This is a genomic window from Caballeronia arvi (genome assembly GCF_001544695.2).
In the GTDB taxonomy this organism is placed as follows: Bacteria; Pseudomonadota; Gammaproteobacteria; order Burkholderiales; family Burkholderiaceae; genus Caballeronia; species Caballeronia arvi.
Map to the genome: position 1 here is coordinate 16,671 of NZ_FCOM02000010.1, position 12,307 is coordinate 28,977.

Genomic DNA, 12,307 nt, shown 5'->3' on the forward strand with positions numbered 1-12,307 from the left:
AAACTCTAATAATGCTCTCTTGCAAGGCTGAAACCAAGCCGTTTTTTTGGCGTACAAATGACAAATGACCCGACAACTCTTTCTGGCCAGGATTTCACCGGCACGCCCTGCCCCCGTCGACATCACATGCGCTGCAGCCCGCGCCGCTCGGAAACGCTCGTCATCCCTTTCGAATTGGATGGCAGCGCTCATTCGCCATCGACGCGATCAGCGCGATGCCGGCCGCGGCCGCCGTACCCGTGAGAAACGTGCCCGGCAGGCACCAGAAAGCGGGCAGCGCGGCGATCACGCCGGCCGTTGCGATTGTGAAGGCGAGCACCGTTGCCGACGTGTTGTGAACGAACATCGTGCTGACTGACAGGCCAATGGCGCTCACGAGCATCGGCACGATGATGTGCCAGCGGCGTTCGCGCGTCGCATCGGAACGAAGCCCCACGTGTCGAAAGCGTCTCGAACGCGGTCGATCAGGCGAAGCAGGTAGCGGCCGTCATCGCCGGACGCGAGCCGCCCAAACTCGACACGCCGTGGTTCTGGTCGGATCAGTACGAACTCAAGGTGCAGATGGCGGGCATCCCGCGCGCGGGCGATGCCGTGTTCGCGCGCACTTCGCCCGAAGATTCGGGTGCGACCGTACTCCACGTGCGCGGTGATCTGCTCGTCGGCGTGGAAACCATCAATCGTCCGCGCAATTTCCTGCTGGCGCGGACTGCGATCAATCGCGGACAGCGTCTCGATGTCGACCTGTTTGGCCAGGGCGCCCAGCCGTTGAACGCCGCCCTGCTCTGACTCCTCGCGCGCCGCCCATTGAGCAACACACTACCGGAACGAGTTTTTCATGACCACGATTCACTACATTGAATTCGAAGGACCGACTCATGAGATCGATGTCGAGGATGGCTGGAGCGTGATGAAGGGCGCGGTCTACAACGCCGTGCCCGGCATCGACGCGGAATGCGGTGGCGCCTGCACGTGCGCGACCTGCCACGTGCGCGTGGACGAAGCCTGGGCGGACAGGCTGCCCGCACCCGATCCGGCCGAACGGGACACGCTCGAGTTCGCAAAGGATGTCGGCGAACGCTCGCGTCTGGCCTGTCAGCTCAAGGTGCATCCGGGTCTGCACGGGCTTGTCGTGCATCTGCCGGAATCGCAGACCTGAGCCATGATCGCGCCCCGCCAGCGGTCGTCGGGCACGCGCGCCGCCTCCGGATCAATGCGCTGCGTGTCTGACCTGTCCGGAAGCTTTCTCGAGGCCGGTCCACGCTGGCTGCCCCGGTGCATAGCGGGCACGAATATAAGCGGCAAGCTCGGCCATCTGTTGGTCGTCGTAGACGTCCCGGAAGCCCGGCATATGGCCCAGCTCCGCCGTGGCCGGATTGTCGATGCCGTTGTGCAGCACGTGAAGCAGGTTGTCGGGTTTCGACTGGGCCACGCTCGTGTTGAGACCCATGAGCGGTCTTACGCCCAGATGCCCGACGCCGCCCGAGGTCGCGTGACAGACCGCGCAGGCCGTCTCGAAGGTCCTGCGCCCTCGCTCAAGGCCCATGACGCTGATCGCATCGGCGCCATCCGACTGCTTCTGCGCCGCTCTGGCAGCGGCCGCCTCGTCGACTTCCGGCGAAAGCGACGTGATGTAGTGCGCGATCGCCTTCACGTCGGACTCGGGAAGCTGCGCCAGGCCTGCGACGACCGGCCCCATCGGGCCTGCGGCCACACCGTGCTCTTGCGAGAATCCCGTGCGAAGGTATTCGAAAAGCGCCTTCTCGGTCCACGGAACCGGTCCGGGATTGCCGACGAGCGCCGGCGCATCCCATCCCTCCGCCTCGCCCCCGGCCAGATAGGCAAGACCGCCCTTCTCCGCTCCCAGCCGGTTGCGCGGCGTGTGGCACGCGCCGCAGTGGGCGGCGCCATCCACCAGGTACTTGCCGCGATTCCACATCGCCGATCTGGACGTGTCCGGCTTGAACGGGCTGCCGTCATGAAACAGCCAGTTCCATCCCGCCACCGCCGGGCGCAGGTTCATCGGAAACGGCAGGCTCGTCTCCGGCGGGGCGTGCTTCGTTGGCGGCTGAGACATCAGATACGCGTAGAGCGCCAGCATGTCCGGCTCGCTCATCTTTGCGAACGCCGTATAAGGAAACGCCGGATAGAGATGCCTGCCGTCGCGCGCGATGCCTTTACGCATGGCGCGCTCGAAAGCGGGATATGACCAGAGGCCGATGCCCGTCTCCGGGTCCGGGGTGATGTTCGTCGAATAGATGGTCCCGAACGGCGTTTCCAGTGCGAAACCGCCCGCATTCCTCGCGCCGCCCGGCGCCGTATGGCACACCGCGCAGTCCCCGGCGAGCGCGATCTGGCGCCCTCGTTCGAGCGTCGCGGCACTCCAGGTCGACGCATCGAGGCTGCCCGGCGCGACAGGCGCAATCTCCGATGGACCCGGGAACATCGCGCAGGCGAGTCCGAGGATGCCGCCCGCGAATCCGGCGATGCCTCCCCCGGCGAGGAGCCGCCGAATGCGTCCGGGGCGCGGGGCGGCCACGCCGTGATGAATGGGCTGCGGGGGCTGCGTTTCGGCGAGTTTCGCCTGCAGTTGCGTTGCGTCGAATGGCGGTTGCCTGAATCGAACGCCGGTCGCATCGAAGATCGCGTTCGCGATGGCCGCAACCGCCGGCGCCGTGGCCCGTTGCGCTTCCGGCTTCGACAGCGCGCCCTGCTCGTTCGAAGATGCGGATGCACCGGCCGTCACGATGTCGAGCGACATCGGGGCCAGCGCTGTGGAACCGGCGACTTCATCGTGAGCCGGACGGGCGCTCAGCGATTGTCCGAGCGCAAGGGACACCGCGCTCTCGACGAGCGTGTGAGGCACGCCAATGAGCGCCGGCATGTCTCCGTTGCCTTCGCCATACCCGGCGATGACCCGGCGAACGGCAACATCGCCCGTTCGTCGATGCACGTCGATGTCCACGACCCACGCGGACCATCCCGGTTCATTCGGGGTGTCGTCCATGCGAGGCGCTGCGCCGTCCATCGCAAAGCCACGGCCGCTCAGCCAGAGCGAACCGGCCTCGGCAGGTTCCTTGCGGCCCCATGCCGCGCGTTCCGTGACCATCCGCACGACTTCGCGGGCGCCGGCATCCTCCTTCGGGTCGAGGTGACTCAGGCGCAATTCGACCGGGTCGAGCGAAAGCTCGCTCGCCGTCTCGTCCATGAACGACTCGCGCGCGAAAACGTGCGCATGGTGCGGAACGTCAGGTGCCGGGTCTTCGAACGTCAGCGATGTGTGAGCATGCCGGTAGACGAAGGCCCTCGAAGAAGCAGGTTGCCAATCGGGCGAGAACAGACCGGCTCGGGATGCAGCAGCAGACTGGTCGAGCGAGACGCGATACCGATAGCTTCGCAGTTCTCCTGACGCCGTCGCGTCAGCGCTCACCTCCAGCGAAGCGAGCTGATCGTCCGCTCCGGTCGGCCACCGGTAACGATGTGTTCGGTGCATCGTGGGGCGGTGGCCGGCTGGCCCCGCGCCTGACGGCGTATCGACGGCCTTCGACGGTGAATCCTCGCTACCGGCACGGTCGTCTTCGATGTTGCCGTCGCGGGACGGCATCGTCTTACTGTTCATCTTGCTGCTGAAGATAGTGAGCGGCCCGCCGCACCGCATTCAAGATTTCGATGTGGGTTCCGCACCGGCACAGGTTGTATCGCAATGCATCGCGAATCTCTGCGTCGCTCGGGCGGGCATTGCGCTCGAGCAACACCTTGGTGCTCATGATCATGCCGTTGAGGCAGTATCCGCACTGGGCCGCTTGTTCCTCGATGAACGCACGCTGAATCAAATGCAGGTTCTCCGATGTTCCGAGCCCTTCGAGCGTGACGATGTCCCTGCCGATCGCAGCGACAGCCGGGACGACACACGCGCGCGTCGCACTTCCGTCGACGATCACGGTGCAAGCGCCGCACTGTCCGAACCCGCAACCGAACTTCGGTCCGTTCAACTCGAAATCGTTGCGCAGGACCGTGAGCAAGGGCACATCCGACGCCGCGAACTCGACCGTGCGCGTGTTCCCGTTCACGCAGAGTGTGATCGGGCCATCGCCCGGGCGTGGGTGAGACATGGCATGAACCCCGGAAATGAAACCTGTGCCTTCGATTCGTCGGCAAAGAGAATGGCGAGAGCCGCCCGACCCGATTTCCCTTTGCCACCGCAAAAGGAAAAAGCAGCACCCGCCGTTCCTGTGATGCTAGCGGACCGCACCCGTGAAGGCGAGGCGGTCAAAAAGATCAAGCCTCGGCAGGCACCGTGTTCGTTTGCGGCGAGACGAGCGGCACTTCGTACACGTCGTAGCCAAAGCACCAGGCCGGATCCTCGTTCGTACGCAGCCACGTGTTGTTGTGCGATACGCGCTGAACCTTCGAGGCGCGTGCGGCGCGGTTCGCCTCATACAGCGCGAAAGCATTGGTGAAGTCGCTCACGCCGACTTCGTCGAGGCAGCGCGTCAGCATGGCTGCATCTTCGATCGCCATCGCGGCACCCTGCGCCATGTGCGGCTTCATCGGATGACAGGCATCGCCCAGCAGGACCATGCGTCCGCGGCTCCACAACGGCAGCGGGTCGCGCTCGAGAAGCGGCCACTTGGAGATGGACGGCGAGACATCGATCAAGTGCTGGATGTCGGGATGCCAGCCGGCGAACGCCTCTTTCATCTCCTCCCGGCTGCTCTCCATGAACGGCACGCCCGCCGGCCACTCTTTCTGCGGCACGCCCGTCACGTAGTAATACTCGTCGTGCTTCTCGGTGACGTAGTAGACCATCATGTGACGGTCGCCCGACCACCACTTCACGCAGCTGTCATACGGCTTGTTGTTGAGCAGCGAAGCCGGGAAGACGGCGCGGTGCGCGACCCATCCGGTGTACTTGGGCGGCTCCGCGCCGAGAAGATGATCGCGGATCTTCGAATTGACACCATCCGCGCCGATCACGATGTCGGCCGTTTCGACGGAGCCATCGGCGAAGGTCATGCGCACTTCGTTGCCGGTGTCTTCCACCGAGGTCAGCTTCTTGCCGAAGCGCACGACGCCCGGGCTGCACGCCTGCGTCAGCAGCGCGTGAAAGTCGCCGCGGTGCACGGTCAGATAGCTCGCGCCGTAGTTTTTGACCGCGAAGTCGCCCAACGGAATCTGCGACATGATCTCCGCCGTCTTGCCATCCCGGCTGTACCAGTAGTCCGGATGCGAACCCATCGTGTTGAGCGCGTCTTCGCAGCCGATCCGGCGCATCACCTTCATCATGTTCGGCCCGACGTGGATGCCCGCTCCCAGACGCGAAAACGCTTGGGCCTGTTCATACAACACGACTTCATAGCCGCTGCGCTCAAGCAATGCGGCGGCGGTCGCTCCGCCAAGTCCAGCGCCAATGACGGCAATGCGGGCTTTGCTCATGGAAATCTCCTGACTGATTATTGGCTCGCGATGCCGCACACGACATCCAGCGAGCGAAGTGACGATTCAATTTATAGCGTACACACTTTAAAAAGTTGATTCAAGAAAAACTTGGCGATGCGCGGAGAGTTCCGGATTTAACGCCATATTCTGGCGAAAACATAGGGAAATCCCCGATCGATACGGTGCGCAAACGCCTCTTCTCTTGTTGTCGTTTTATAACGTACACGCTAGACTTTGTCATAGCAGCCAGCGCTTTTCGCGCACGGCATTCCTTTCACCCGGCCAGGAGTACCCATGACCAAGACTTACCGCATCGGCCAGATCGTGCCGAGTTCCAATACGACGATGGAGACCGAAATCCCGGCGATGCTGCGCCTGCGAGAGTCCATCCGCCCCGAACGGTTCACCTTCCATTCGAGCCGCATGCGCATGAAAAAGGTCGTCAAGGAAGAACTGGCTGCAATGGATGCTGAATCGGACCGCTGCGCGATCGAACTGTCGGATGCGCGCGTCGATGTGCTGGGTTATGCGTGCCTCGTCGCGATCATGGCGATGGGCCGGGGCTATCACCGCGTATCGCAGGAACGGCTGACGAAGCACACGACCGAAAACGGCGCTCACGCGCCGGTGCTGACCAGCGCAGGCGCCCTCGTGGACGCATTGAAAGTCATCGGGGCAAAGCGAATCGTGGTGGTGGCGCCCTACATGAAGCCGCTGACCGAACTGGTCGTGGACTACATCGGCAGCGAGGGCTACGAAGTCATCGACTGGCGGGCGCTGGAGATTCCCGACAATCTCGAAGTCGGGCGGCATGACCCGTCGCGCCTGCCGGAGATCGTCTCGAAGATGAAGTATCAGGACGCCGATGCCATCGTGCTTTCGGCGTGCGTCCAGATGCCTTCCCTGCCTGCGGTGGCGAAAGTGGAAGCATTGACAGGCAAACCGGTCATCACGGCCGCGATCGCCACCACCTACGCGATGCTGCGTCACCTCGACCTGGAGCCGATCGTTCCCGGCGCCGGCGCGCTTCTGTCCGGCGCGTACTGAGCAGCCGGGCAACGTATCTGGAGCCACACACACCATGTCTTCGACGTTTCTCCACGGCGGCCATGTGTTCGCCAACGGCATCCGCCAGCATTACCTGCGTTATGGAAGCAACACGGGAAGCAACACGGGAAGCAGCACGGGCGAGCATTCGGCGCGGCCATCCATCGTCCTGATTCCGGGCATCACCAGCCCCGCGATCACCTGGGGCTTCGTCGGCGAAGTTCTGGGAACCCGCTTCGATACCTTTATTCTCGACGTGCGCGGCCGCGGTCTCTCTTCGGCCTCGGACACGCTCGACTACAGCCTCGACGCGCAAGCGGACGACGTCGTTGCCCTTACGGAAGCACTGGGACTTTGCGCATTCGCTTTCGTCGGCCACTCGATGGGCGCGCGCATCGCGGCTCGCGCGGCCACGCGCATCGAGGCCGGACTGAAGAGCGTCGTGCTGGTCGATCCACCCGTGTCCGGTCCGGGCCGCCGTCCGTATCCGTCGCAACTGCCGTGGTACGTCGATTCGATGGCGCTTGCGCGCAAGGGCATGGACGCGGAGGCGATGCGCCAGTTCTGCCCGACATGGACGCACGAGCAGCGCCAGTTGCGCGCGGAATGGCTGCACACCTGCGACGAGCGAGCCGTGCTCGCCTCGTTCAAGGGCTTCCATGAAGACGACTTCTTCGCCGATGCGGCGCAGTTGAAGGTGCCGTCTCTGCTCATCACAGCAGAGCGCGGCGATGTGGTCCGGCCGGAAGACGTGAGCGAGCTGCAACGCGCGACGCCCTCGATGCTTCATGCACGCGTGCCCGATGCGGGCCACATGATCCCGTGGGACAACGAGACCGGTTTCTATGCCGCGCTGGGCGACTTCCTCGGCGCGCCCGTGTCCCTGCAAACGCCTGCGTGATCGCGCCACACATCCCTAGGAGATATCGATGGCCATTAGCGACTATCAGTTGATCGAGGCGTGGAAGGAAGTGCTCACGCTGTCGAAGCTCGAGCGCGGACAGACGGTCACCATTCTGACGAGCGCCGGTACGCATCCGCAAACCTTGTCCTGCGCGCTCATCGCGACGCAATCGATGGGCGCGATCGTCAACCGGCTGGATCTGCCTCCCATCAACGGCGAGAAGGGTTTCAGCCGCGACTCGCTCGCGTATCTGGGCACGACGCCGCTCACCGGCAATCAGGCGGCGATCGCCGCGTTGAAAAACAGCGACCTCGTGCTCGACCTGATGACGTTGCTGTTCTCGCCCGAGCAGCACGAGATTCTCCAGTCCGGCACGAAGATCCTGCTGGCGGTGGAGCCGCCCGAAGTTCTGGTGCGCCTGGTGCCGACGCTCGCCGATCGCGCCCGCGTACTCGCCGCCGCCGACCGGATCAAGGCAGCGCGTCAGATGCATGTGAGCTCCGACGCAGGCACGGATCTCACCTGCCCGATGGGAGACTTCCCCGCCATAGCCGAATATGGTTTCGTCGATGAACCGGGCCGCTGGGACCACTGGCCGAGCGGCTTCGCACTGACGTTCCCCAACGACAAGACCGCGCAGGGCAAGATCGTCATCGATCGCGGCGACATCCTGCTGCCGCAGAAGCACTACGTGAGCGAGCCGATCACCCTGACGGTGGAAGGCGGATACGCCGTGCGGATCGAGGGCGGCACGGACGCGGCGCTTTTGCGCGACTACATGGAAACGTTCGACGATCCCGAGGGCTATGCCATATCGCATATCGGCTGGGGCCTGCAGCCTCGCGCGCGCTGGTCGACGCTCGGCCTTTACGATCGCGAAGCCACCATCGGCATGGACGCGCGCGCGTTCGAAGGCAACTTCCTGTTCTCGCTCGGTCCGAACAACGAAGGCGGCGGCGATCGCACGACGACCTGCCACATCGACATTCCTCTTCGTCATTGCACCGTGTCCCTCGACAACGAAGTCGTCGTCCGGGATGGTCGCGTGCTGGACACCAACAACGCATAACGGTCACGACATGAACGATCTCTCCACCCATGCGGAAGCACAGGTCTATCAGCAACAGGGATTCGGCACGCCGATGACGCCCGAGGGGCGGGTCGCCCTTCTGATCGTCGACCTCGTGGCCGGCTTCGCCGACCCTGCGGTCTTCGGCGGCGGCAACATCCCGCAGGCGATCGAGCGCACGAAGGAAGCATTGAAGGCCGCGCGCGAGAATGGCTGGCCCGTCGCGCACAGCCGCATCGTCTATGCGGCCGATGGCAGCGACGACAACGTCTTCTCGCTGAAGGTGCCGGGCATGGCGACGCTCACCGAAGACAATCCCGACAGCGCCATCGTGCCGGAGTTGACGCCGGTGCAGGGCGAACTCGTCGTGCGCAAGACGGTTCCGTCCGCCTTCTTCGGGACGCAGCTCGCGCCGTGGCTGGCACAGCGAGGCATCCAGACGCTGCTGGTGGCAGGCGCGGTGACGAGCGGTTGCGTTCGTGCCAGCGTCGTCGATGCCATGTCGTTCGGCTTTCGCCCGTTCGTGCTGTCGGACTGTGTGGGCGACCGGGCGCTGGGTCCGCACGAGGCCAGTCTCTTCGACATGGGGCAGAAGTACGCGACCGTGCTGCCGCTGTCCGAGGCGCTCGCGGCCATCTCGGCAACCAGTGCCGAAGCGCGGTAGTGTAAGCGTCGAGCATGAGTTCATGCAGCGACGAAGGTCTCTGTGAATGACGAGGAAGAACGTGAATCGCGCCGATCTGCTTGCACGAAACGGCCGCCTGGCAATCATTCGTCAGCCGGCCAAACCGGTCGCCCCCGCGCGGGGTCAGCCGGGAAGCAGTTCCACCTTTGTACCGGACGTTCCCGAGGTGTTCGTCGCCGTGCTGGATGACGAAAGCATTCTGGCGTTCAACGGGCATGTGGATCTGGGTACGGGCATTCGTACGTCACTTGCCCAGATCGTCGCGGAAGAGCTCGACGTTCCCGCCGGGCGCGTTCGCATGGTTCTCGGCTCGACGGCGTCGACGCCGAACCAGGGGCCGACCATCGCGAGCGCCACGATCCAGATCTCGGCCGTTCCGCTTCGATGCGCGGCGGCTCAGGCGCGGCTCGCTCTTCTGGACCTCGCATCGAAACATATGGATGTCGCCATCGGGCGGCTGACGACCGAAAACGGGCGCGTGTTCGTGAAAGGCGCGGACCCGACGAGCGGCTGCTCGTTCGGCGACCTGGTGAAAGGCCGGAGCATCACGCCCGAACTCGATACCCAGGTCGAGACGAAAGACCCGTCCGACTATCGGCTCGTCGGACGCTCGTCGAGGCGAGTGGATCTTCCGGCCAAGGCGACGGGCCAGCTCACCTTCGTTCACGACGTGCGCGTTCCCGGCATGTTGCATGGCCGTGTGGTTCGTCCGCCCTACAGCGGCATCGATTCCGGCCCGTTCGTCGGCACGTCCCTCATCTCGGTCGATGAAGCTTCCGTCGCGGATGTCCCCGGACTTCGTGCGGTGGTGGTCATCGGCGATTTCGTCGGCGTCGTGGCGGAAAGAGAAGAATTCGCGGTGCGCGCGGCGCGCAAACTGAAAGTGCAGTGGCGACCGACACCCGAGTTGACGTCGATGGACGACGTCGGGCAGACCATCTCGAACGCTGCGGCGACGCGCCGTCTTTTGCTGGAGGAAGGCGACGTCGAAAGCGTACGCGACGCGGCGGGCACCACGACCTTCTCCCGCACGTACGTCTGGCCGTATCAGATGCACGGGTCCATCGGGCCGTCGTGCGCCGTCGCGGATTATCGCGAGCCGGGCGACGGACGCATCACCGTCTGGTCCGGAACGCAGAATCCGGTTTCGTTGCGGCACGATCTTTCGAAGCTCGTTGGCCGAAGCGAGGCCGACTTCGACATCGAACGCATGGAGGCGGCCGGATGCTATGGCCGCAACTGCGCCGACGACGTATGCGGCGACGCACTCCTGCTCTCGCGCGCGGTCGGCCAGCCGGTTCGCGTGCAACTCTCGCGGCAGGACGAGCATCTCTGGGAGCCGAAGGGTGCGGGCCAGGTGATCAAGGTGACGGGTACGGTCACGAACGACGGAGCAATCCTCGGCTACGATTTCTCGACCCGCTATCCGTCGAACGATGCGCCGCTGCTCGCCCTGCTGCTGAGCGGCGTCGAGCAGCCGGCTTCGCGCGTGTTCGAAATGGGCGACCGCACCGCCGTTTCGCCCTACGAGTCGCCCAACCGGCGCTTTGTCTGCGAAGATCTGGCGTCGATCGTTCGCGCGTCGTGGCTGCGTGGGGTTTCGGCCCTTCCGAATTCCTTTGCGCACGATTCGTTCGCCGACGAATGCGCCGCGATCACCGGGACCGATCCGCTCGAGTTTCGCATCCGGCATCTGAAGGACGAGCGCGCGATAGAACTGCTGCGGGCCGTCGCTCAGCGCGCGGGCTGGCAACCCCGCCCGAAACGCATCGAGAAGCGCGGCCGCTTCCTGCGCGGCCGAGGCGTCGCCTACGCGCGCTATGTTCACAGCCGCTTCCCTGGCTTCGGCGCGGCATGGGCTGCGTGGATCGTCGATCTCGTGGTCGACACGCTGACCGGGGAGGTCACGGTCGAGCGGGTCGTCATCGGACAGGACACGGGCACGATGATCAATCCCGATGGCGTACGTCATCAGATTCACGGCAACGTGATCCAGGTGCTGAGCCGCTCCCTGAAGGAGCGCGTGCGCTTCAGCGACGGGAAAGTGGCTGCACGCGAGTGGTCGAGCTATCCGATATTGACCTTCGCGGAGGTGCCGGCCGTGGAGGTCGTGCTCATGCCGCGACAAGGCGAACCGCCGATGGGCGCAGGTGAATCTGCTTCGGTGCCGGGACCCGGGGCACTGGCCAACGCCATCTTCGATGCAACCGGCGTGCGATTTTTCGCACCGCCGTACACGCCAGAAACCATTCGGGCCGGCCTGGCCAGGGCCGGACGGACCCACCAGCCAGACCAGGACGTCAGCCGCGTCGGCTCCTGACCGGCCGCCGCGAGGCGTCAGCTCTCGTCGAGTTCGAGCATCTTGCGCAGCAGATACTGCAGCGCGACCCGTTCGCCCGGATTGAGCGGGCCGTAGGTGCGCTCGGTGACCTGCGTGGCGAACGGAACGGTCGCGTCGATCAGCGCCTCGCCCTGACGCGTTGCGTTCACCACCAGCTTGCGGCCATCGGAAGGGTCCTGTGTGACTTCCACCAGCGCGCGGGCCTTGAGGCGTTCCACCACGCCCCGGATCGTTGCCTGATCGATCGCAGTCGTCTTCACGATGTCATTGAGCGAACAGCCCTTGCTTTCCTTCACCGCGGACAACGCCACGAACTGGGCGGCCGTGAGTTGCGAATCCGGAATCGCCTCCTGAAAGATTGCGACGTGGCGTTGATAGGCACGGCGCAGAAGGTGACCGATCTGGTCGTGGAAGTCGTAGACGTCAGTTGAAGGCGACATATCCGGCGGGACGGTTTCCAGAGAATGAGGAGCGCGGCGACGCGCTTGTATGGCTTGCATTTTAACGAACCGACTCCGAAGGAAAACTTCACGGGTTCTGATGGCCGATGACCGGTTGCCAGAACGGTTTGGAACGACGCCGACGACACCTGCACGATCCTGGTGCGAGGCATACCGCCCGCGACTCCATATTAAGCGTATACGCTTCTTATAGGTGCGTGACCACATTGTTCACGTCAGGTTTTCCGTCCGGTCCGTGGCGCTGCATAAAATCAATACGATAGCGGTATCTGTGGCTATTTTCTTCAAAGTTACACCCATTTCCAGCTCGTTTATCCCGATGATTCACGGCAACCGAGGATTAGGGTAATTTCTAGCGTGTACA

At 64.0% G+C, this 12,307-nt stretch carries 12 protein-coding genes; 7 read left to right on the top strand and 5 right to left on the bottom strand.

Translation table 11 applies throughout. The features are described from left to right. Window positions 1-160: 160 nt before the first annotated feature. Entirely contained in the window at window positions 161-436 is a 276-nt protein-coding gene (locus AWB74_RS14035; protein ID WP_061147359.1) for an MFS transporter, read from the bottom strand. Between the two features lie 53 nt (window positions 437-489). Here AWB74_RS14035 and AWB74_RS14040 point away from each other — a divergent pair, with 53 nt between their 5' ends. Then, the gene (locus AWB74_RS14040) at window positions 490-786 is read left to right on the top strand and encodes an oxidoreductase C-terminal domain-containing protein (RefSeq protein WP_268811193.1); all 297 of its coding nucleotides are present in this window, start codon (window positions 490-492) and stop codon (window positions 784-786) included. A gap of 49 nt (window positions 787-835) precedes the next feature. Continuing rightward, window positions 836-1,156: a 2Fe-2S iron-sulfur cluster-binding protein gene (locus AWB74_RS14045; protein ID WP_061147361.1), complete on the top strand. Its 321-nt coding sequence runs from the start codon at window positions 836-838 to the stop codon at window positions 1,154-1,156. Window positions 1,157-1,207: 51 nt separating this feature from the next. On the opposite strand, the gene AWB74_RS14050 is transcribed toward AWB74_RS14045, so the two are convergent. The 3 genes from AWB74_RS14050 to AWB74_RS14060 all read right to left on the bottom strand — a co-directional run bounded on the left by AWB74_RS14050 (window position 1,208) and on the right by AWB74_RS14060 (window position 5,433). Further along, window positions 1,208-3,601: a c-type cytochrome gene (locus AWB74_RS14050; protein ID WP_061147362.1), complete on the bottom strand. Its 2,394-nt coding sequence runs from the start codon at window positions 3,599-3,601 to the stop codon at window positions 1,208-1,210. A gap of 4 nt (window positions 3,602-3,605) precedes the next feature. Next, on the bottom strand, window positions 3,606-4,109 hold the full coding sequence (locus AWB74_RS14055) for a (2Fe-2S)-binding protein (protein WP_061147363.1): 504 nt from the start codon (window positions 4,107-4,109) through the stop codon (window positions 3,606-3,608). Between the two features lie 166 nt (window positions 4,110-4,275). Continuing rightward, entirely contained in the window at window positions 4,276-5,433 is a 1,158-nt protein-coding gene (locus AWB74_RS14060; RefSeq protein WP_061147364.1) for an FAD-dependent monooxygenase, read from the bottom strand. Between the two features lie 297 nt (window positions 5,434-5,730). Between AWB74_RS14060 and AWB74_RS14065 the strand changes: the two genes are divergently transcribed. The 5 genes from AWB74_RS14065 to AWB74_RS14085 all read left to right on the top strand — a co-directional run bounded on the left by AWB74_RS14065 (window position 5,731) and on the right by AWB74_RS14085 (window position 11,461). Beyond that, window positions 5,731-6,483, top strand: a complete 753-nt coding sequence (locus AWB74_RS14065) for a maleate cis-trans isomerase family protein (RefSeq protein WP_061147365.1) — start codon at window positions 5,731-5,733, stop codon at window positions 6,481-6,483. Window positions 6,484-6,517: 34 nt separating this feature from the next. Next, window positions 6,518-7,384, top strand: coding sequence for an alpha/beta fold hydrolase (locus AWB74_RS14070; protein ID WP_061147366.1), 867 nt, complete (start codon window positions 6,518-6,520; stop codon window positions 7,382-7,384). Between the two features lie 28 nt (window positions 7,385-7,412). Continuing rightward, window positions 7,413-8,456, top strand: coding sequence for a M29 family metallopeptidase (locus AWB74_RS14075; protein ID WP_061147367.1), 1,044 nt, complete (start codon window positions 7,413-7,415; stop codon window positions 8,454-8,456). Between the two features lie 10 nt (window positions 8,457-8,466). Then, a complete protein-coding gene (locus AWB74_RS14080) occupies window positions 8,467-9,120 on the top strand; it encodes an isochorismatase family protein (protein ID WP_061147368.1) in 654 nt (217 codons plus the stop codon). A 61-nt stretch (window positions 9,121-9,181) separates the two neighbouring features. Beyond that, on the top strand, window positions 9,182-11,461 hold the full coding sequence (locus AWB74_RS14085; RefSeq protein ID WP_061147524.1) for a xanthine dehydrogenase family protein molybdopterin-binding subunit: 2,280 nt from the start codon (window positions 9,182-9,184) through the stop codon (window positions 11,459-11,461). Between the two features lie 17 nt (window positions 11,462-11,478). Here the strand turns inward: AWB74_RS14085 and AWB74_RS14090 are convergent, their stop codons facing one another. Continuing rightward, a complete protein-coding gene (locus AWB74_RS14090) occupies window positions 11,479-11,922 on the bottom strand; it encodes a MarR family winged helix-turn-helix transcriptional regulator (RefSeq protein WP_061147369.1) in 444 nt (147 codons plus the stop codon). Between the last annotated feature and the right edge of the window lie 385 nt (window positions 11,923-12,307).

Bases quoted from the DNA above. Each gene is read 5' to 3' on its own strand.
- AWB74_RS14090 (WP_061147369.1), bottom strand. From the start codon at position 11,922: ATGTCGCCTTCAACTGACGTCTACGACTTCCACGACCAGATCGGTCAC.
- AWB74_RS14065 (WP_061147365.1), top strand. From the start codon at position 5,731: ATGACCAAGACTTACCGCATCGGCCAGATCGTGCCGAGTTCCAATACG.
- AWB74_RS14050 (WP_061147362.1), bottom strand. From the start codon at position 3,601: ATGCCGTCCCGCGACGGCAACATCGAAGACGACCGTGCCGGTAGCGAG.
- AWB74_RS14080 (WP_061147368.1), top strand. From the start codon at position 8,467: ATGAACGATCTCTCCACCCATGCGGAAGCACAGGTCTATCAGCAACAG.
- AWB74_RS14075 (WP_061147367.1), top strand. From the start codon at position 7,413: ATGGCCATTAGCGACTATCAGTTGATCGAGGCGTGGAAGGAAGTGCTC.
- AWB74_RS14070 (WP_061147366.1), top strand. From the start codon at position 6,518: ATGTCTTCGACGTTTCTCCACGGCGGCCATGTGTTCGCCAACGGCATC.
- AWB74_RS14045 (WP_061147361.1), top strand. From the start codon at position 836: ATGACCACGATTCACTACATTGAATTCGAAGGACCGACTCATGAGATC.
- AWB74_RS14055 (WP_061147363.1), bottom strand. From the start codon at position 4,109: ATGTCTCACCCACGCCCGGGCGATGGCCCGATCACACTCTGCGTGAAC.
- AWB74_RS14060 (WP_061147364.1), bottom strand. From the start codon at position 5,433: ATGAGCAAAGCCCGCATTGCCGTCATTGGCGCTGGACTTGGCGGAGCG.